This window comes from Streptomyces sp. P17 (genome assembly GCF_032436805.1).
GTDB lineage: Bacteria > Actinomycetota > Actinomycetes > Streptomycetales > Streptomycetaceae > Streptomyces.
The window spans coordinates 1-19,443 of the sequence record NZ_JAVRBF010000101.1 but is presented as its reverse complement, the minus strand read 5'-3'; the positions used below and the strand labels follow the sequence as shown (position 1 = coordinate 19,443).

The window sequence follows — 19,443 nt, the reverse complement described above, 5'->3', positions numbered from 1 at the left end:
CCCGCGTCGTAGGCGAAGTTGCTGACGACCAGCTGCGGGTCCTGGAACGTGCCGTCCCCGTTGTTCAGGGACACCCACACTCCCCTGTCGCCGAAGCCGACGATGTCCGCACGGCGGTCGCCCGTCAGGTCGGCCAGGAAGCGCGGATGCTTCTCCACCCGCCAACCACCCGCGTCGTAGGCGAAGTTCGGTACCACCAGTTCCGGTGCGGCGAAGGTACCGCGGCCCCGGTTCAGCGACCTCCACACGCCCGCGTCCCCGAAACCGATGATGTCCGCACGGCGGTCGCCCGTCAGGTCAGCCAGGAAGCGCGGATGCTTCTCCACCCGCCAACCGCCCCCCACATAGGCGAAGTTCTCCACGGCCAGCTGCGGATCGCGGAAGGCGCCGCGGCCGTTGTTCAGGGAGACCCAGACACCCGCGTCACCGAAGCCCACGATGTCCGCGCGGCCGTCCCCGGTCACGTCGGCCAGCAGGCGCGGGTGCTTCTGCGTACGCCAACCGCCCGCACTGTAGGCGAAGTTCGCTACCGTCAGCTTCGGGGCCGCGAACGAGCCGTCGCCCTTGTTGAGGGAGACCCAGACCCCGGCGTCGCCGAAGCCGACGATGTCCGCCCGGCCGTCGCCGGTGAGGTCGGTGCCGGTCGGGGCGGGCGTGGGGAGGATCAGAGGGCTGGTGACGGCTCGGTGGGCGTTGATCCGGCCCCGGCCGAGCATGCCGGCGAAGCCCGGGTTGGCCGCGTCGACATCGTCGCAGGTGCTCTCGATGATGCGGCGGACCTGGGCGTTCGTGAGCTCCAGGTTGCGGGACCAGACCAGGGCGGCAACGCCGGCGACGTGCGGGCTCGCCATGGATGTGCCGTCCAGGAAGCGGTAGGTGCCGTTCAGGGTGGCCGACCAGATGATGACGCCGGGCGCGGCCACATCGACGTTGGTGCCGAAGTTGGAGAAGGTCGCCCTGATGCCCGCCGAGTCCAGCGCGGCGACCGCGATGACCTCGGGGTAGACGCCGGGGAACTGCGGGGTGATGTCGGTGTTGGTGTTGCCGTTGCCCGCGGCGAAGCAGATCAGTACGCCGTCGGCGACCGCGTCCTGGACGGCTGTGCGGATGCCCGCGTGGTCGCCGTTGGCGCGCCAGCTGCAGTTGATGACGTAACGGCTTTCGCGGTGGGCGAGGGCCTGGCGGCGGACGTAGTCGATGGCGTCGGCGCGGTTCTGGTTCATGCCGGCGGTGAGATTCACGCGCAGCGGCATGAGCCGGCAGCCGGGGGCAACGCCGATGACGCCCAGCTCGTTGTCGGCGGCCGCGATGGTTCCGGCGACATGGGTGCCGTGGCCGTCCGCGTCCTCCGGCACCGGGTCGGCGGCGTCGGAGAAGTCCCAGTCCTCGCCGCCCCTGGGCAGGATGTTCGCCACGAGGTCGGGGTGGTCGAGGTCGGCGCCGGTGTCGATGACGGCGACGATGACGTCCCGGTGGCCCCGGGTCAGGTCCCAGGCCTCGGTGACGCCGATGTCGACGCCCGCCGTGCCGGTCACGCCGTCGACGGTCTGCCCGGTGTTGCGCAGGCCCCACAGGCGCTGGAAGTCGGGGTCGTCGGGCAGGTAGGCCTGCGCGTCGTTGAAGCCGGCCTCGGACGGCTCGGCGAACCGGACCTCGTCGAGGGCGGCGAACTCCCTGATGGTCGCGAAGAGTTCCCGGCCCTCGGGGATCCGCAGGGTGTAGTACCCGGGGGTGCGCTGGGCGACGGCGATGCTGCTGCCGTGCTCGGCGACGATCTCCTCGGCGCGTGCCCCGTCGACGTCCGCGCGGAACCGTACGGTGAACTCGCCGGGCACGAAGTACCGGGACGCACCGTGCTCGTCGATCATCACCGGCAGCGAGCCGACGACCTCCGGCTCGGTGGTGAGGGCGGCCGCGTCCGTGTCGGCCGCCGGGTCGAGGTAGACCGCGGCGAATCCGCGGTCGAGGTTGTAGCCCTGGCTGACCGAGAGCAGCGGGCGGGCCGCGACCAGGCTGTCCACCGTCGCACCCGTGGCGTCGGACGGCAGCCGGACCATGGCTTCGGTTCCGGACGGGCGGAAGCTCCTGCGGCTGCCGCTCGCCTTGTCGACGTAACTGAGATCCGCTTCGGGCGGAGATGAACTCATGTGGTGCCCCCGTCAGCGCTCGTGAGGTGTCGCCTCGGGCCCCCGCCGTCGCGGCGGAGGCCGGCGACCGTGCGGGACCACCCTCCTCCTGCCCGCACGGGCCGCCTAGGGCCGCGTCCGGGAAGGCGCACGAGATACGCCTTGCGCCCGATGGAACACAGCCGCCGCGGCGTAGCGTCAGCGCTTGCGGCCCACGCCCCCGAAGTGCGTCACCTCGACGGGCTCCGTCTCCGCGCTGTCGGGGCGCCAGCGGGAGCAGGAGACGATGCCGGGCTCCAGGACCTCGACGCCCTCGAAGATGCGGACCAGGTCGGCGCGGCTGCGCAGGGTCATGGGGGCCGAGCCCTGGCCGTTCCAGTACTCCACCGCCGTCTTCATCGCCTCGCCGTCCACCTCGGTGGTGGGGTGGGAGACGACGAGGTAACTGCCGGCGGGGACGCCGTCGAGGAGACGTCGGACGACGGCGGCGGCCTCGTCGGTGTCCAGGACGAAGTTCAGGATGCCCAGCATGGTGATGGCGACCGGCCGGCTGAGGTCCAGGGTGCGGGCGGCGCCCGCGAGGATCGTCTCCGGGTCGTGGACGTCGGCCTCGATGTAGTCGGTGGCCCCCTCCGGCGCGCTGGTGAGCAGGGCGTGCGCGTGGGTGAGGACGAGCGGGTCGTTGTCGACGTAGACGATCCGGCAGGACGGGTCGACGCGCTGGGCCACCTCATGGGTGTTGTCGGCGGTGGGCAGACCGGTGCCGATGTCCAGGAACTGGCGTATGCCCGCCTCTCCGGCGAGATGGCGCACCGCGCGGGCCAGGAAGCGGCGGTCGGCGACGGCCGAGCGGGGCAGGGCCGGGACGAAGGACAGGATCTGGTCGCCGACCTCCTCGTCCACCGGGTAGTGGTCCTTGCCGCCGAGCCAGTAGTTCCAGATCCGGGCCGAGTGGGAGACGTCGGTGCGCAGGCGGGCGGTGCGGGCCACGCCCTCGTCGTCGGGCGATGGCGGGGTGGGGTCGGACATGAGTGCGGTCTCCTTCGGACACAAGCGGTCGGGATGCGCACCAAACGTAGGCACAACTCGACCTGTTTGGCGGGAACTTGACCAAGGTCCAGAAAACCGGGTCCAGGAAACAGCGAGGCCCCGGCGGCTTTCGCGCACCGGGGGCCGTCGGCCTCGGGGTTACGGCAGGTTGCGCGCCATCACGATGCGCTGGACCTGGTTGGTGCCCTCGTAGATCTGGGTGCTTTACAGGTCATACGGTTCTGACCTGCACGGACACCCCTCTTGACAGAGCCCTCCCCAGCATCTCCCCATGATCGTCAGGGGTCTGCCCAGGTCGGCGCAGTGCTGGCGGCAGCCTCCCCGACCGGCCGGAGGAGCGGCAGGCTCCGGGGAGGTTACGCGGTTTCCCGTTCCGTCAACCGTGATCGCTTGACCCGCGCACCCTGGCCTCGGGAGCATCAACCCAGATGCGGGGTACTGGCAGCACGGGAGAGGGGAACCCAGACCATGAAGGTCACCCAGCTGATCAGCACGTGCGACATCAAGGACTGCCCGACGATCTACGCGACGGATCGCGGCACGCTCTTGGTTCAGGGGGAGACTCCGACCGACCACGGGCTTCAGATTCCCGCTCACGAAACCCTGGTCGAGATCCCGATGGAACTGATCCAGAAGGCCATCCGTGACAACCTCATCTAGGACCCTCGGCGACCTCTTCGACACGTTCCAGCGTGAGGCATTCCGGCTCGAAACCCTCGACGACTACAGCAAGTCGGGGAACGTCGATGCCTATCACGCGTTCCTGGCCGGAGAACCGCAGCCGGACGACTACAACGCCGGCTGGGTCGAAGAACTCCGCTCACACACCGGAAAAGGGAAACGGGTCTACCGGGTTCACATTCTGCGGCGCCCGCTCACGGACTATCTTAGGTTCGAACTCGGGTGGGGGTACCAGAAGAACATGTCTGGGGGTGAGGAGTTCTTCATTCTGGACGTCACCGACAGGCCGAACCCCCTACAGGGCGTACCTGACTTCTGGCTCTTCGACTCCGAGTCCGTGGCCGTAATGAACTACGACGGCGCCGGAAAGTACCGGGGCTCGGAAGTTCTGTCATCGGAACGAACGGCGGAATTTGCCGGGCACCGTGACGCGGCACTCACCCACGCGGAACCGTTCACGGAATGGTGGGCCGAGTACGGGGCGTGAACAGAGCACAGCTCGGGGCCGCGCTGCGGGCCCTGCGAGTAGCTTCCGGCAAGGAGGCCAAAGCGGTGGCCCGCAGCGCCCTCATGTCTCCGTCCAAGCTGTCCAAGATTGAAAACGCGAAGCTCGCGGCCAGCGCGACGGACGTAGAGCGCATCCTGACCGCCATCGGTGTCTCGGATGAGGTCAAGGCGGAGTACACCGAGGCTGCGCGGGCATCGGCAACGGAGGCAACGGCATGGCGCCTGTTGAAGCGCATCGGAGTCCACAAGGGCCAGCAAGCCGCCAAGGCCCTTGAAGCCCAGATGTCCACGCTCCGGCTGTTCCAACCGGCCCTGGTGCCGGGCTTGCTCCAGACGCCGGAGTACATCCGTGCCGTTCTCCAACGGCACAATCTGAGTGAGGACTCTCTCTCCCGGACAATCAACGGCAGGCTTGAACGTCAAGCGGTCCTCTACGACAACGCCAAGTCGCTGCGGTTCATAATCACAGAGCCTGTCCTGCGGTGGCGCGTTGTCCCGCCACAGATGATGGCGGCACAGCTCGACCGAATCGTTTCCATTTCCCGCCTGTCTCATGTGGACATCCGCATAGTCCCGTTGCAGATTCAGCAGTGCGACATTGCGAATCATGCGTTCGTCATCCGCGACGATCGAATGGTCACGGTTGAGACCGTCCACGCTGAGGTAGTCGTAACGGACCCAAGGGACGTTGGTCTCTACGTCGAGAAGTTCGAGGGATTCGAACGGGTGGCATTGTCGGGTGACCACATGCGGGGCCTGGTCGAAGGTATCCGCGACGACTTTTTGCGGGAACAGGAAACAGGCTAGAGCCGCATCCGTAGCCCGCCGAAGATGGCGCCATGGAGAGCGAAGAGAGAACTTCCGATCCTGGAACCCACACGACAGCACGGAGGTGCCTGTCGGAGTCACCTCGCGAGCCGTCACCCGAACCCGGTTGCACTGACTGCCTGTCCATATCGGTAGCCCGCGAGAACGCCCGCGCCACGTTCGACTACAGCGCCGTATCCGACGCCAACGTACGGATGCGCCAGCACCACGCAGAGGCGCACGCGTCATGAGCAAGGGAACGGGCTCAAGGCTCTTCGCCGACCGCCCCCTGATGGTCATGCGGGTCTCTCGCGACTCAGGGCAGACCTGGGGGCCGGAGCAAGCCGTGGCCGCGACGGACGATCTTCCGCCGCTGCTCACAAGCGCTTGGCCGCCATGCGAGTGCTGGCGCTGCACGGAACGCGGCCAAGGTTCCAGGCGCTGAAGTCTCTCCCTCTCCTCCATGAACTCCCGCCCGACATGGGCGGCGGTGGTCAGCCATGGCCGTTCGTGAAGGCGTGCGGCGGCCCCTGCACCGAGGGTGGCGACTCGGGGGTCGTTGTATATGGATTAACCTCGCGCTTTCACGAGGTGAGCTGTCCAGGAGTTGATCAGAAACACGGAAAGTGCTCTTGACCTCAACGATAGGACTTGCTGAGGGTCCTGTTGGCTGCAAGGAAAAGAGCACTTTCCAGGTGAGAGAGCCTATCTCGTCGTACCCGCGCGTCCGCGTCCAGGACGACGGCCGCCAGGTCGTCTCCCAGGCCGGGTCGGTCCTGCTCGTCGAAACGGTCCGCAAGACCGGTCTTGACCAGGCCATATCCCAGGCTCTGGCTCAGTGGCGGAAGCCGCGGGCCGTCCACGATCCCGGCAAGGTGCTCCTGGACGTCGCCCTGGCGGTCGCACTGGGCGGGGCCTGGAAGAAGACCTACGGCCATCACCCGCTGACAGCCTTCCTCGACCACGGACCGGGCGGAACCGGCGAACCCGTCGCGGCCCTGCTGCGGCCGGGGAACGCGGGATCGAATACTGCCGCCGACCACATCACCGCCACCCGCCTCGCCCTGGCCCAACTCCCCAAGGATTACCGGCGAGGACGACAGACCCTGATCTGCACGGACTCCGCAGGCGGCACCCACGAGTTCGTGTCCTGGCTCGCCCAGCGGGGTCGATGGCTGTCGTATTCCGTCGGAATGACGATCACCGAAGTGATCCACCAGCACGCACTGAAGATCTCCGAGCCGGCCTGGACCCCGGCCGTCGAGACGGACGGCGAAGTGAGGGACGGAGCCTGGGTCGCCGAGCTCACCGGTGACGTGCTGGAGAGCTGGCCGCAGGGCATGAGGCTGATCGTCCGCAAGAAACGACCGCATCCCGGCGCCCAGTTGAGGTTCACGGACACGGACGGCATGCGTCTCACGTGCTTCGCGACCAACACCGCCGACAGGCCGATCGCCGAACTCGAACTCCGTCACCGGCTGCGGGCCCGCGCCGAAGACCGTATCCGGGCCGCCCGGGCCACTGGTCTGCGCAACCTCCCCCTCCACGACATGGCCCAGAACAGGGTCTGGCTGGAGATCGTGCAGATCGCCCTCGACCTGCTGGCCTGGATGCCCATGCTCGCCCTGACCGGCAAGGCACGGCTCTGGGAGCCCCGCCGCCTACGGTTCCGCCTGTTCACGGCGGCCGCCCAACTCGTCACCACCGGCCGCCGGCGCATTCTCCGCCTCGCCCGCCACTGGCCCTGGACACGAGAAATCACCGCAGCCCTGGCCCGGCTCGCTCTCCTCCCCAACCCTGGCTGACCAGCCGCTTCCCCGTCCCTGCGAGCAGCACCATCGCAGCCCGGAGAGTGGAACCCGGCGCCCACCCGACGCGACACTCGGGCCACTGGCCTGCCCGCGACCACTCACAGAATGCGAAACGGTCCGCCGACTCCGTAGGCGGACCGTCGAGAAAGATCGAGGTTAATGGCCAAGGAGTGGCGGAGACTACGCCTCTGCGCTCGACATGGATTCCAGAATCCTCGTCGTCTTCTCGGTCAGCTCTCCTCCAGCTTTCCCGGCAACCGTGCTCAGGTAGCCTTCGCGCCGGGCCTTCTTCAAGTGGTCTTTCACAGTCTCTGGTTGACGACCGATAAGCGTTGCCAGTTGCCTCACAGGAGCCACCGCTCCCCTGTCCGCCATGTTCTTGTACGTAGACGCGAGCAAAGCTAGATACCTCTCCGAGACGCCCTCATTGGCCAGCAGAAGACCAGCCGCCTCACCCGACTCTCTGAGCTTCTTGGCCGTGTCCTCCAAAGTGCGTTGAGCTTCTGGCGCCATCTTGGCCAGGTTTAGCGCCGCTGCAAGGTCCAGCCTGCGCAGCACGGTTGTGGAGATGCCCCGCGCTACATCGCGGGGAGGCGCGTCGGCGGCCGGCTCAATGGTGATGCGTTGAGGGCCGCCCGTCACCGGCCCTGTCGGCCACCACATCCGGACCGTCCACCCCCCTTGCTGTTGCTCGATCTCAAAGCCGCTCTCGTCTGCTCGCATACCCTCAGCGTACACCACCCTGAGTGAGCCACCCTGTGTTGACAACCCTGGGTGGACCGTGCGCAGACTGGATCACGCCGGACAACCGGCGAGACGCCGGGCGGGTCCGTGCGTCATCGACAGGAGGGGGCTGCCTCAGTGGCAAGGGCGTGGGTCGCGCGGTCCAAGGACGACCCGAAGAAGTGGACGACATTCTGGTACGACCCGGACGGCAAGCAGCGACAGAAGACGTTCGAGACCAAGAAGCGGGCCGACGACCAGCGCAAGCGCAAGGAGCAGGAGCTTGACGCCGGGACCTACCTGGACGACCGGCTGGGCAAGCAGCCCGTGACGTCCGTGTGGGAGCAGTGGACGAATCAAAGGAAGCTGGAGAACAGCACCAAGAAGCAGTACCGCTCGATCCAGAGGACGACCCTTGAGCCGTTCTTCAAGGCCCGTTCCATCGTGTCCTTGAAGGTTGCTGACGTTGAGCAGTGGCTCTTGTGGATGGAGCAGGATCGGAAGCTCTCGGCCCGCACTCGGCGTCAGCGGTTCTCGTTCTTCTCCGGGATGATGGACTGGGCCGTCGTCAACGAGATCATCGGCCGGAACCCGTGCAAGAAGGTCATGGGTGCCGGGAGCCGCGCCAAAGAGATCAGGGAGCACAAGAGCACCGCGCGGCGACTCACGACGCGGGAAGTCCTGGCGATGCTGGATGCCGCTCCTCCGCGATACCGCGCAATGCTGTGGCTCATGGCCGGGTGCGGTCTGCGGCTGGGTGAGGCCATGGCGGTATCCCGCGATCAGATCGACTTCAAGGCCGAGACGCTTCGCGTCGACTTCCAGATTGCGGAGGACGGAGACACCGAGTCAGGGAAGAACAGCGCCATCCAGCGTCGGCACATCAAGGCTCGTGACGAAGGGGAGCCAGGGCGAACCGTCCCCCTCCCGCCGAACGTCGCCTTCGAGCTTCGGCGACACATCAAGAACCACGGCGTATGGGGGCCGGAACGACTCCTCTTCCCCAACGTGACGCGGACCGGGTACCTCTACGCGTCGTACTTCTACCCGAAGATCTGGATGGAGGCTCTGGGCAAGGGCCAGCTGAAGTACTGCAAGGCTCACTCACTCCGGCATTACTACGGGTCGCGGCTGTTGTACGCCGGAGTCCCCGAGAACGACGTGGCCGACTGGATGGGCCACAGCAGCACGGACGTACTGAGGGAGCACTACCACTACATCTTCGAAGGGGCTGAGCAGCGCGGCCGGGCCGCCATCGCGACGATGCTGACGCCCGGCGCGGACGACCCCACGGAGGCGTCAGAGGTCGCCTGATCGACGTACGGCAACAGCCCCCGGCATCACGCCGGGGGCTGTGTTGTTTGTGCAGGTCAGCGGCCGTTTCCAGTCCGGCATCCGCCCAGGATTCCCCCAACATGACGCCCTGGAACGGTCCTGATCGGGCCGCAGCGGACAGAAAGCCAAAGCGGTCCTCTCGGACCCTCGAAACGGTCTTTGACCTGCAAAAACCCTGCTAGGGAAGGTTCCTGGCCATCACGATCCGCTGAACTTGGTTCGTGCCTTCATAAATCTGGGTGATCTTGGCATCGCGCATCATGCGCTCCAGCGGGTAGTCACGGGTGTAGCCGTAACCGCCGAGGAGCTGGACGGCGTCGACGGTGACGTCCATGGCCACGTCCGAGGCGAAGCACTTGGCGGCCGCGCCCAGGTAGGTGAGGTCGGCGTCGCCGCGCTGGGAGGCGGCGGCGGCCTGGTAGGTCAGGGCGCGGGCGGCCGAGATCTTCATGGCCATGTCGGCGAGCATGAACTGGATGCCCTGGAAGTCGGCGATCGGCTTGCCGAACTGCTTGCGCTCCTGGACGTAGCCCTTGGCGTAGTCGAGGGCGCCCTGGGCGATACCGAGGGCCTGGGCGGCGATGGTGATCCGGGTGTGGTCCAGGGTCTTCATCGCGGTCGCGAAACCGGTGCCCTCCTCGCCGATCATGCGGTCGGCGGGGATGCGGACGTTGTCGAGGTAGACCTCGCGGGTCGGGGAGCCCTTGATGCCGAGCTTCTTCTCCGGGGCACCGAAGGAGACGCCCTCGTCGCCCTTCTCGACGACGAAGGCCGAGATGCCCTTCGAGCGCTTGGCCGGGTCGGTGACGGCCATCACCGTGTAGAACTCGGAGACACCGGCGTTGGTGATCCAGCGCTTCACACCGTTGAGGACGTAGTGGTCGCCGTCGCGGACCGCCTTCGTCTTCATGCCCGCCGCGTCCGAACCGGCGTCCGGCTCGGAGAGGCAGTACGAGAACATGCCGTCGCCCTTGGCGAGCGGGGTCATGTACTTCTTCTTCAGGTCTTCGGAGCCGGAGAGGATGACCGGGAGCGAGCCCAGCTTGTTCACGGCCGGAATCAGCGAGGAGGAGGCGCAGACGCGGGCCACCTCCTCGATCACGATGACCGTGGCGAGCGCGTCGGCGCCGGCGCCGCCGAACTCCTCGGGCACGTGCACGGCGTGCAGGTCGTTCGCGACGAGGGCGTCGTGGGCCTCCTGCGGGAAGCGGGCTTCCTCGTCCACCGCGGTGGCGTACGGCGCGATCTTCGCCTCGGCCAGGGAGCGGATGGCGTCGCGGAGCATGTCGTGCTCCTCGGACGGGCGGTACAGGTCGAAGTCAGCCGATCCGGCCAAGGTCTCTCACGCTCCAAAGACGCTGTGATGCTGGCGCTAATTACCGTTAAGTAACTCAAATTTTAGGGGGCCGCCCACGCCGGTGATACGTGAGCTTGGCGACAGCGGGAAAAGTGCCCGGTGGGGCGCACTCCCACGCCCCGACTATGCTCGGGCGCGCACCGCCGCCGTACCAGTCGATGGAGTTCCCATGGCCCTCAAGATCACCGTGATCGGCACCGGATACCTCGGCGCCACGCACGCCGCGGCCATGGCCGAGCTCGGTTTCGAGGTCCTGGCGCTCGATGTCGTGCCCGAGAAGATCGAGATGCTCAAGCGCGGCCAGGTCCCGATGTTCGAGCCGGGACTCGAAGAGCTGCTGCGCCGGCATGTGGCCGGGATCGAGGGCTCCAGCGGTCGGCTGCGGTTCACCATGGACTGGGCCGAGATCGGCGCGTTCGGCGATGTGCACTTCGTGTGTGTGAACACTCCGCAGCGGCACGGCGAGTACGCCTGTGACATGAGTTACGTCGACTCCGCCTTCGCCTCGCTCGCCCCGCATCTCAAGGGCGCCGCGCTGGTCGTCGGCAAGTCGACCGTGCCGGTCGGTTCCGCGGACCGGCTCGCCGGCTACCTCGCCGAGCACGCGCCGGCCGGTCCGGACGCCGAGCTCGCCTGGAACCCGGAGTTCCTGCGCGAGGGCTTCGCCGTGAACGACACCCTGCACCCGGACCGGATCGTGGTCGGCGTGCGCAGCGAGCGGGCGGAGAAGCTGCTGCGCGAGGTGTACGCGACGCCGGTCGCCGAGGGCTCCCCCTTCGTCGTCACCGACTTCCCGACGGCCGAGCTGGTGAAGACCTCGGCGAACTCCTTCCTCGCCACGAAGATCTCCTTCATCAACGCGATGGCGGAGATGTGCGAGGCGTCCGGCGGCGATGTCGCCAAGCTGGCCGAGGCCATCGGGCACGACGACCGGATCGGCAAGAAGTTCCTGCGGGCCGGGATCGGCTTCGGCGGCGGCTGTCTGCCCAAGGACATCCGGGCGTTCATGGCGCGCGCCGGTGAGCTGGGCGCCGACCAGGCGCTGACCTTCCTGCGCGAGATCGACTCCATCAACATGCGCCAGCGCGGCCAGATGGTGGAGCTGACCCGCGAGGCGCTGGGCGGCGGGTCCTTCCTCGGCAAGCGGGTCGCGGTGCTCGGCGCGACCTTCAAGCCGGACTCGGACGACGTACGGGACTCGCCCGCGCTGAACGTCGCGGGCCAGATCCACCTCCAGGGCGGCCAGGTCACGGTCTACGACCCGAAGGGCATGACCAACGCCCAGCGCATCTTCCCGACCCTCGGCTACGCCGGCTCCGCGGTGGAGGCGGTCCGGGGCGCCGACATCGTCCTGCACCTGACGGAATGGCGCGAGTTCCGCGAGCTGGACCCGGCGGCCCTGGGCGAGGTCGCGGCGGCGCGGATCATCCTGGACGGCCGTAACGCCCTCGACCCGGCGCTGTGGCGGGCGGCCGGGTGGACGTACCGGGCGATGGGGCGGCCCACCGCTTGAGCGCATTGCTGTAGGCCTACGGCTCAGGCGCGCTCCTGTGCCGCCATCACCTTGTCGCCGTGTTCGAAGGCCCATGCGCCGAACGCCTCGATCGCGGGGAGCAGGGTGCGGCCGAGGTCGGTGAGGCCGTAGTCGACGTGGGGCGGGGAGCCGGGATGGGCCCGGCGGTCGACCAGGCCGTTGAACTCCAGTCGGCGAAGGGTCTCGGTGAGCACCTTCGGGCTGATGCCGCCGATCCGTTCACGCAGCCGTCCGGGCCGCTCGGGGCCCTCGCGGAGCGCCCAGATCACGACGGCGTTCCAGGTGTTGGCGAGCAGGTCGAAGGCGAGGCGGGCCCGGCAGTCGGCGAGAAGGTTCTGGTCGGCGGTCACTTACCGAATGGTGCCCGAACGGCTGCCTAATGTCCTTGTCCGAGCGATGACTTGGGAGGACAGATGAGGATCGGGATCATCGGCGCGGGTGCCATGGCCGAGGGGCTCGGCGGGCAGTGGGGGCGGGTCGGGCACGACGTCCTGGTGGGCGGACGGGACGAGGGCCGGGCTACGGCGCTCGCGGCCCGGATCGGCGCCCGCGCGGGCAGCCCGACGGAGGCCGCGCGGCACGGCACGGACGCGGTGCTGCTGGCGGTGCCGTACGCGGCGGCCGTCGAGGTGGTGTCCGCGCTGGACCTCGGAGGCCGGGCTCTGGTCGACTGCACGAACCCGGTGGGCCCCGGCTTCCGGCTGGAGACCGCGGGCGGGCCCTCGGCCGCCGAGCGGATCGCCGCCGCCGCGCCCGGGGCGTACGTCGTCAAGGCGTTCAACCTCTGCCACGAGAGCGTCTGGCGCCTGACCCCGCCCGTCTTCGACGGCCGCCCCCTCGCCGTCCCGCTCTGCGGCGACGAGGCGACGGCCCTTGAGTCCGTACGGCGCCTCGTACGCGACCTCGGCTGCGAGCCGGTGAACGGGGGCGGCCTGGACCGGGCGGCCCTGCTGGAGGCGACGGCCGCGTTCCTGATCGGCCTGTGGGTGGGCGAGGGCGCGGACGCCCAGGCCATCGCGCCGCCCCTTCGGTACGCGGGGCTCTAGGCCCGTACTTCGCAGGTCGCCGAAAAGGTTCTCCGCATCGGCCTCACGGCGTCCGATCTCGACCGGGCCGGACCGAGACGGCCATCGCTGCTGCGGTTCCGACCGGCGAGCGATCAGCTACGACCGCTTGGTCTTCACGATCGGGTGACCTGCGAAGTACGGGTCTAGGGGGTGACGCCGCTTCGGCCGAGGCTCAGTCGGCCGAAACGGCGTCTGCCCCGCATTCTGCCGCACACCGGGGCGCAGTGGCCCGGGAGTCCTCAACAGGCCCTCCCGCACCGCTACTTGGCGCGGTATCGCCGCATCTTCGCCCGCGCCCCGCACACCTGCATCGAGCACCAGCGGCCGCGTCCCGCGGGGCTGCGGTCGTAGTACGCCCAGTGGCAGGCCGCGGCCTCGCAGGCCTTCAGGCGCGCCCAGGTGCCCGCCACCAGGGACTCCGCCACGGCCGTGGCGATACGGGAGGCCAGGGGGCGGGCGTCCGCGGGCGTGAGGGTGGCCGAGCCGTTGTCGGGGTCGATCGTGAGGCGGAGGGGGGCTCGGGACAGGAGCTCGGTCAGGGGGGTCACCTCGCGGTGCGGGGGGTGGCCCGCATGGGCGAGGAGGGCCGCCCGCAGGGACTCGCGCAGCTCCCGGGCGGCCGGGACCTCGTCCTCCCGCAGCCCCAGGCGCGCCCGGCCCTCCGGTGTGTCCAGCGCGTCGGCGCCCGTCTCCAGGTCCAGCGTGTTGACCAGGGACTCGACCAGTTCCAGGCCCCCGGGTGCGGGCGATCGCGCATTCATGGTTGCGACGTTACTCCCAATGCGGGACCATGCAGTAACGGCGTTACCGCATAGCCGATGCTGCGGGTAACCACTTGGAGGAAAGTCATGGCTCTCGCCACCCTGGACGTCGTCGTCCTGGACTGTCCCGACCCCCACGCCCTGGCCGAGTTCTACGCCGGTGTCCTCGGCGGCACCATCGAGGACCAGGGTGAGTGGGTGGACCTCAAGCTGCCCGGCGGCGGCGCTCAGCTCGCCTTCCAGAAGGCCCCCGGCTTCGTACCGCCGCAGTGGCCGCGCGCCGACCTGAACTCCCAGCAGTTCCACCTCGACCTCCAGGTCGAGGATCTGGACACCGCCGAGAAGGGCGTACTGGAACTGGGCGCGAAGCCCCTGGACACCGAGGACCGCACCCGGACCTTCCGGGTGTACGCGGACCCGGCGGGACACCCGTTCTGCCTCTGCGCGGGCTGAACGGTGACCGTCGCCCGCTTGCGTTCGGTCGTGATCGACTGCCCCGAGCCGCTCGCGCTCGCCGGGTTCTACGCGGCGATCGTGGGCGGTACGCCTCAGGTGCAGGAGGAGGACTGGGTGGTCCTGGAGGCGCCCGGACTGCCGCGGCTCGCCTTCAACCGGGAGCCGGGATTCCGGCCCCCGGCGTGGCCGCGCGAAGGCGGCAACGCTCAGCAGTTCCACCTCGACCTCGACGCCGGGTCCACCTGGGCGGAGGTGGACGCGGCGGAGAAGCGGGTCCTGGAGCTGGGCGCACGGCTGCTGAGGCGGGAGCGGGATCCCGTGGAGGAGGACTTCCGGGTGTACGCCGATCCGGCGGGGCATCCCTTCTGCCTCTGCCGGATCGACCACCCGTAGAGCTCAGGCGTCCAGCTCCGCGATCTGAGCCGTCGACGGTTCCCGGCGCTGCTGGGCCGCCCGTGCGGTGATGTCGGCGGTGCGCAGGACGCGCTGGACGTTGCCCCAGGTCAGCAGGGACAGGTCGGGCTCCGTCCAGCCTCTGCGGAGCAGCTCGGCGACGAGGTGCGGGTAGCAGGAGGCGTCGGGGAGGTCCTGGGGGTGCGCGGTGCCGACGTCGTAGGTGCCGGACAGGCCCACGCACTCCGTGCCCGCGACCGCGCGGACATGGTCGAGGTGGTCGGCGACGTCCCGGACCGAAGGGCCGGTCTGCTCGGCGGTCAGGGGCACCATGCACAGCCCCTTCGCGGCGCCCAGCTCGGCGAGCACGTCGTCGGGGAGATTGGCCGGGTGCGGACGCAGTGCGCGGGCCGCCGAGCGGGTGCACAGCAGCGGCGTCCTGGAGGTGGCCAGCGCCCGGCGGACGGTCTGCTCGGAGGCGCCGGAGAGGTCGGCGAGGACACCGAGCCGGTTCATCTCCCGGACCACTTCCTCGCCGAAGCGCGTCAGCCCCGCCTCGCTGGCCCACGAGGTGCCGGCGAGGGTGAGGACGCGCAGGCCCAGGCTGTGCAGCACCCGCAGGATGCCGAGCGAGTCGTCCAGCGCCGCGGCGGTCGCCGGGCCCAGCAGCACCGCCGCGCGGCCGCAGTTGCGGGCGTCGATGACCTGGCCCGCGGTGCGGGCGAGCCGTAGCCCCTCGGGGTGGGCGGCGATGACCGTGCGCACCAGGTCCAGCTGCTCCAGGGTGGCGGCGACGGCCCGGTCGGCGGCAAGGCCCTCGGGCAGGTGCAGCGAGCAGAACAGCGCGCCGACATGCCCCTGCCGCAGCCGCGGTACGTCGGTGTCGACGGCGCTCTCGCCGAGCTCCAGGTCGTACCAGGGCAGATGGCGCAGCGCCCAGGGCAGTCCGCTGTAGCCGTCGGCGACGGGGTGCGCGGCGAGCAGGGCGTGGGCGCGCTCCAGGGGCTCGGCGTCCGGGTCGTCCGCGGGCGGAGCGGGCGGCTCGGCCGGGAAGGGGTCTTCCAGGGGCAGGTCGTCGAGCGCGTCGACCTCGGCGGCGGTGTGCAGGTCGTCCTGGAGATCTGCCATGGCGGGCTCCGTACGTGCGAGGTGATCGCTGTACGGTCACCGTCGCACGCGGCACCGGGGCCTTCCTGGTGGACGGGGCGTTCGGGGGTCCGCCGGTTCAGCGACCCCGCGCCGGCGATCCGGCGCGGGGTCGCTTCAGCCGTCCAGTGACTCGATCGTGGCGTGGGACGCCGCCCGCGTGGCCTGGAGGTCACGCGCCACGTCCTCCGCCGCGCCCAGCACCCGTACCGAGTTCTGCCAGGTCAGCTTGGCCAGGTCCGAGGTCGACCAGCCGCGGTCCATGAGCTCCGCGATCAGGTTCGGGTAGCCGGAGACGTCGTTCAGGCCGTCCGGGGTGAAGGCCGTGCCGTCGTAGTCGCCGCCGATGCCGAGGTGGTCGATGCCCGCGACCTCGCGCATGTGGTCGAGGTGGTCCGCCACCGTCGCGACCGTGGCCACCGGGCGCGGATGGCGCTCCTCGAAGGCGCGGTGCACCTTCATCGCCTCGGCGGTGGTGTCGAGGTGGTGGAAGCCGTGGGCGCGCATGTTCTCGTCCGCCGCGGCCGTCCAGTCGACGGCCGCCTGGAGCACGAACTTCGGCACGAACGTCACCATCGCCACCCCGCCGTTGCCGGACAGCCGTTCCAGGACGTCGTCCGGGATGTTGCGGGGGTGGTCGCAGACGGTCCGCGAGGAGGAGTGCGAGAAGATCACCGGCGCGAGCGTCGCGTCCATCGCGTCCCGCATGGTCGTCGCCGCCACGTGCGAGAGGTCGACGAGCATGCCCTCGCGGTTCATCTCCCGCACCACCGCCCGGCCGAAGGCCGACAGTCCCCCGACACCGGGCTCGTCGGTCGCCGAGTCCGCCCAGTCCACGTTGTCGTTGTGGGTGAGCGTCATGTAGCGCACGCCGAGCGCGTACAACCCGCGCAGGGTGGCGAGGGAGTTGGCGATGGAGTGGCCGCCTTCGGCGCCCATGAGCGACGCGATACGGCCCTCCGCCCGCGCCGCCTCCATGTCCGCCGCCGTCAGCGCGGCCCGCAGGTCGGCCGGGTAGCGGTCGATCAACTGCCGTACGCAGTCGATCTGTTCCAGCGTCGCCGGGACCGGGTCCGGCAGGTCCGAGCGGACGTACACCGACCAGTACTGCGCGCCGACCCCGCCCGCGCGCAGGCGGCCGAGGTCGGTGTGCAGATGCGCGCTCTGGTCCGCGGCGATGTCACGGGCGCCGAGGTCGTAGCGGACCTGCTCGCGCAGCGCCCACGGCAGGTCGTTGTGCCCGTCGACGACGGGGAACTCCCGCAGCAGTTCCCGGGCCGCCGCCACGGAGCCCACGGCCGTCACTTCCCGAAGCCGAAGCCGTTGGACCCCTCGACCTTGGCGCGCAGGCGGCGGCCCTTCTCGGTGGCCTGGTCGTTCAGGTCCTGCTGGAACTCCCGCATCCGGCCGAGGAGTTCCTCGTCGTGGGCGGCGAGCATCCGGACGGCGAGCAGCCCGGCGTTGCGGGCACCGGCGACCGAGACGGTGGCGACGGGGACACCGGCCGGCATCTGCACGATGGACAGCAGGCTGTCCATGCCGTCCAGGTACTTCAGCGGCACCGGCACACCGATCACCGGCAGCGGGGTGACGGAGGCGAGCATGCCGGGGAGGTGCGCGGCTCCCCCGGCCCCCGCGATGATCACCTTCAGACCGCGCTCGGCGGCCTGCTCGCCGTACGTGACCATCTCGCGCGGCATGCGGTGGGCGGAGACGACGTCGACCTCGTACTCGATCTCGAAGTCGCCGAGCGCCTGCGCGGCGGCCTCCATGACCGGCCAGTCGCTGTCCGACCCCATGACGATGCCTACAACCGGGCTCATTCGGTGATCGTGCCTCTCAGATAGCCGGCAGCGTGACGGGCGCGCTCCAGCACGTCGTCCAGGTCGTCGCCGTAGGTGTTGACATGGCCCACCTTGCGGCCGGGCTTCACGTCCTTGCCGTACATATGGATCTTGAGCTGGGGGTCGCGGGCCATGCAGTGCAGGTACGCGGAGTACATGTCCGGGTAGTCGCCGCCGAGGACGTTGACCATGACCGTCCACCTGGCGCGCGGGCGCGGGTCGCCGAGCGGGAGGTCGAGGACGGCCCGCACATGGTTGGCGAACTGGCTGGTGATCGCGCCGTCCTGGGTCCAGTGGCCGGAGTTGTGCGGGCGCATCGCGAGCTCGTTGACGAGGATCCGTCCGTCGCGGGTCTGGAACAGCTCGACGGCGAGGTGGCCGACGACGCCGAGTTCCTTGGCGATGGTGAGGGCCATCTCCTCGGCCTTGAGCGCGAGTCTCTCGTCGAGCTCGGGGGCCGGGGCGATCACGGTGTCGCAGACGCCGTCGACCTGGCGGGACTCGACCACCGGGTAGGCGACGGCCTGGCCGTGCGGAGACCGTACGACGTTGGCGGCGAGCTCGCGGACGAAGTCGACCTTCTCCTCGGCGAGGACGGGGACGCCGGCCTTGAAGGGGGCCTCGGCCTCCTCCGCGGAGTCCACGACCCACACGCCCTTGCCGTCGTAGCCGCCGCGGACGGTCTTGAGGACGACCGGGAAGCCGTCGCCCTCCGCCGCGAAGGCGGCCACGTCCTGGGGGTCGGCGACGATGCGGTGCCGTGGGCACGGCACACCGATCGCGTCCAGCTTCGCGCGCATCACCCCCTTGTCCTGGGCGTGCACGAGCGCGTCGGGCCCCGGGCGCACGGGGATGCCGTCCGCCTCCAGGGCCCTGAGGTGCTCGGTGGGGACGTGTTCGTGATCGAAGGTGATCACATCGCACCCGCGCGCGAAGTCACGCAGCGTGTCCAGGTCGCGATAGTCGCCGAGGACGACTTCGCTCACCACCTGGGCCGCGGAATCCTGAGGGGTGTCACTGAGGAGCTTGAACCTGATGCCGAGCGGGATGCCTGCCTCGTGTGTCATACGAGCGAGCTGGCCCCCGCCGACCATGCCGACTACCGGGAACGTCACGCCCCTAGGGTATCGGCCACGCGGACGCGGCCGCTTTCCGCCGTGGTCGGGCCGGTCCTGTGTGCCGGTCCACAGGCAATCGGCCACTGGGGTGGTTAGCATGGCTTGGTTGACGAAACCGACGGACGGGGCTTTCACTCCATGGGACGTGGTTCCTCCGAGCTGGTACGACGCTTTGTGCACGAGGCCGTGAAGTTCGGCGCCGTGGGCGGGGCGGGGCTGCTGGTCAACCTCGGTGTCTTCAACCTTGTGCGGCACACGACCGATCTGCAGGTCGTGCGGGCCAGCGTCATCGCGACGGTCGTGGCGATCGCGTTCAACTACGTCGGGTTCCGCCACTTCACCTACCGTGACCGCGACAAGAGCCGCCGCACCAAGGAAATGACGCTGTTCCTGCTGTTCAGCGCGGTCGGCCTGGTGATCGAGAACGGCGTCCTGTACACGGCGACCTACGGCTTCCACTGGGACAGCCCGCTGCAGAGCAACATCTTCAAGTTCCTCGGCATCGGCATCGCGACCCTGTTCCGCTTCTGGTCGTACCGGACGTGGGTCTTTCGGGCGCTGCCCGCGCGGGAGGCGGTGGCGAGCGCGGAATCGTTCCTGAAGCAGGAACCCAAGCCGAAGCCCGCCCAGCCCGCTGCCGCCACGCGCCGCTAGTGCCGCGGCAGGCAACGTTTGCCCGTCAAGGAGCGGCGTCCGGTGCGTGCTCTCGGCGTGCCGGCCGGAAGCC

20 protein-coding genes are annotated in these 19,443 nt (G+C 69.3%); 10 read left to right on the top strand and 10 right to left on the bottom strand.

All coding sequences use genetic code 11. The annotated features are described in order from the left end of the window. The coding region (locus RMT89_RS37720) for a S8 family serine peptidase (protein WP_315888287.1) at positions 1-2,147 on the bottom strand (2,147 nt) is incomplete at its 3' end. 177 nt (positions 2,148-2,324) lie between these two features. Further along, positions 2,325-3,155 (bottom strand): SAM-dependent methyltransferase, encoded by an 831-nt coding sequence (locus tag RMT89_RS37715; RefSeq protein WP_315888286.1) that lies wholly within the window; start codon positions 3,153-3,155, stop codon positions 2,325-2,327. A gap of 489 nt (positions 3,156-3,644) precedes the next feature. Between RMT89_RS37715 and RMT89_RS37710 the strand changes: the two genes are divergently transcribed. The 4 genes from RMT89_RS37710 (at position 3,645) to RMT89_RS37695 (ending at position 6,976) form a co-directional block, all read left to right on the top strand. Then, on the top strand, positions 3,645-3,836 hold the full coding sequence (locus tag RMT89_RS37710; RefSeq protein WP_315888285.1) for a hypothetical protein: 192 nt from the start codon (positions 3,645-3,647) through the stop codon (positions 3,834-3,836). Beyond that, the gene (locus RMT89_RS37705) at positions 3,820-4,344 is read left to right on the top strand and encodes a DUF6879 family protein (RefSeq protein WP_315888284.1); all 525 of its coding nucleotides are present in this window, start codon (positions 3,820-3,822) and stop codon (positions 4,342-4,344) included. The genes RMT89_RS37710 and RMT89_RS37705 overlap by 17 nt, the downstream gene beginning before the upstream one ends. Further along, complete coding sequence (locus RMT89_RS37700) at positions 4,341-5,171, top strand: helix-turn-helix transcriptional regulator (protein WP_315888283.1); 831 nt, start codon at positions 4,341-4,343, stop codon at positions 5,169-5,171. Before RMT89_RS37705 ends, RMT89_RS37700 begins: the two co-directional genes overlap by 4 nt. A 695-nt stretch (positions 5,172-5,866) precedes the next feature. Then, complete coding sequence (locus RMT89_RS37695; RefSeq protein ID WP_315888282.1) at positions 5,867-6,976, top strand: IS1380 family transposase; 1,110 nt, start codon at positions 5,867-5,869, stop codon at positions 6,974-6,976. Positions 6,977-7,162: 186 nt separating this feature from the next. Here the strand turns inward: RMT89_RS37695 and RMT89_RS37690 are convergent, their stop codons facing one another. After that, complete coding sequence (locus RMT89_RS37690) at positions 7,163-7,705, bottom strand: hypothetical protein (RefSeq protein WP_315888281.1); 543 nt, start codon at positions 7,703-7,705, stop codon at positions 7,163-7,165. Positions 7,706-7,756: 51 nt separating this feature from the next. Between RMT89_RS37690 and RMT89_RS37685 the strand changes: the two genes are divergently transcribed. Further along, a complete protein-coding gene (locus RMT89_RS37685) occupies positions 7,757-9,019 on the top strand; it encodes a site-specific integrase (protein ID WP_315888280.1) in 1,263 nt (420 codons plus the stop codon). Between the two features lie 199 nt (positions 9,020-9,218). Here RMT89_RS37685 and RMT89_RS37680 read toward each other — a convergent pair whose 3' ends face one another. Beyond that, the gene (locus RMT89_RS37680) at positions 9,219-10,376 is read right to left on the bottom strand and encodes an acyl-CoA dehydrogenase family protein (RefSeq protein ID WP_315888279.1); all 1,158 of its coding nucleotides are present in this window, start codon (positions 10,374-10,376) and stop codon (positions 9,219-9,221) included. A 190-nt stretch (positions 10,377-10,566) separates the two neighbouring features. Between RMT89_RS37680 and RMT89_RS37675 the strand changes: the two genes are divergently transcribed. Next, the gene (locus RMT89_RS37675; protein WP_315888278.1) at positions 10,567-11,910 is read left to right on the top strand and encodes a UDP-glucose/GDP-mannose dehydrogenase family protein; all 1,344 of its coding nucleotides are present in this window, start codon (positions 10,567-10,569) and stop codon (positions 11,908-11,910) included. A 23-nt stretch (positions 11,911-11,933) separates the two neighbouring features. Here the strand turns inward: RMT89_RS37675 and RMT89_RS37670 are convergent, their stop codons facing one another. Further along, the gene (locus RMT89_RS37670; protein ID WP_315888277.1) at positions 11,934-12,281 is read right to left on the bottom strand and encodes a helix-turn-helix domain-containing protein; all 348 of its coding nucleotides are present in this window, start codon (positions 12,279-12,281) and stop codon (positions 11,934-11,936) included. Between the two features lie 63 nt (positions 12,282-12,344). Between RMT89_RS37670 and RMT89_RS37665 the strand changes: the two genes are divergently transcribed. Then, the gene (locus tag RMT89_RS37665; RefSeq protein WP_315888276.1) at positions 12,345-12,977 is read left to right on the top strand and encodes an NAD(P)-binding domain-containing protein; all 633 of its coding nucleotides are present in this window, start codon (positions 12,345-12,347) and stop codon (positions 12,975-12,977) included. A gap of 281 nt (positions 12,978-13,258) precedes the next feature. Here the strand turns inward: RMT89_RS37665 and RMT89_RS37660 are convergent, their stop codons facing one another. Continuing rightward, on the bottom strand, positions 13,259-13,759 hold the full coding sequence (locus RMT89_RS37660) for a CGNR zinc finger domain-containing protein (protein WP_315888275.1): 501 nt from the start codon (positions 13,757-13,759) through the stop codon (positions 13,259-13,261). Positions 13,760-13,846: 87 nt separating this feature from the next. On the opposite strand from RMT89_RS37660, the gene RMT89_RS37655 reads away from it, so the two are divergent. Beyond that, positions 13,847-14,212, top strand: coding sequence for a VOC family protein (locus RMT89_RS37655; protein WP_315888274.1), 366 nt, complete (start codon positions 13,847-13,849; stop codon positions 14,210-14,212). 3 nt (positions 14,213-14,215) lie between these two features. Then, positions 14,216-14,608: a VOC family protein gene (locus tag RMT89_RS37650; protein WP_315888273.1), complete on the top strand. Its 393-nt coding sequence runs from the start codon at positions 14,216-14,218 to the stop codon at positions 14,606-14,608. Between the two features lie 3 nt (positions 14,609-14,611). Here RMT89_RS37650 and RMT89_RS37645 read toward each other — a convergent pair whose 3' ends face one another. The 4 genes from RMT89_RS37645 to RMT89_RS37630 all read right to left on the bottom strand — a co-directional run bounded on the left by RMT89_RS37645 (position 14,612) and on the right by RMT89_RS37630 (position 18,713). Then, positions 14,612-15,736: a dipeptidase gene (locus RMT89_RS37645; protein ID WP_315888272.1), complete on the bottom strand. Its 1,125-nt coding sequence runs from the start codon at positions 15,734-15,736 to the stop codon at positions 14,612-14,614. 135 nt (positions 15,737-15,871) lie between these two features. Continuing rightward, complete coding sequence (locus tag RMT89_RS37640; RefSeq protein WP_399498717.1) at positions 15,872-17,050, bottom strand: dipeptidase; 1,179 nt, start codon at positions 17,048-17,050, stop codon at positions 15,872-15,874. A gap of 5 nt (positions 17,051-17,055) precedes the next feature. Next, positions 17,056-17,577, bottom strand: coding sequence for a 5-(carboxyamino)imidazole ribonucleotide mutase (gene purE, locus RMT89_RS37635; protein ID WP_315888270.1), 522 nt, complete (start codon positions 17,575-17,577; stop codon positions 17,056-17,058). After that, positions 17,574-18,713 (bottom strand): 5-(carboxyamino)imidazole ribonucleotide synthase, encoded by a 1,140-nt coding sequence (locus RMT89_RS37630; protein ID WP_315888269.1) that lies wholly within the window; start codon positions 18,711-18,713, stop codon positions 17,574-17,576. The genes purE and RMT89_RS37630 overlap by 4 nt, the downstream gene beginning before the upstream one ends. 141 nt (positions 18,714-18,854) lie before the next feature. On the opposite strand from RMT89_RS37630, the gene RMT89_RS37625 reads away from it, so the two are divergent. Next, positions 18,855-19,370, top strand: a complete 516-nt coding sequence (locus tag RMT89_RS37625; protein ID WP_315888268.1) for a GtrA family protein — start codon at positions 18,855-18,857, stop codon at positions 19,368-19,370. Positions 19,371-19,443: the final 73 nt, after the last annotated feature.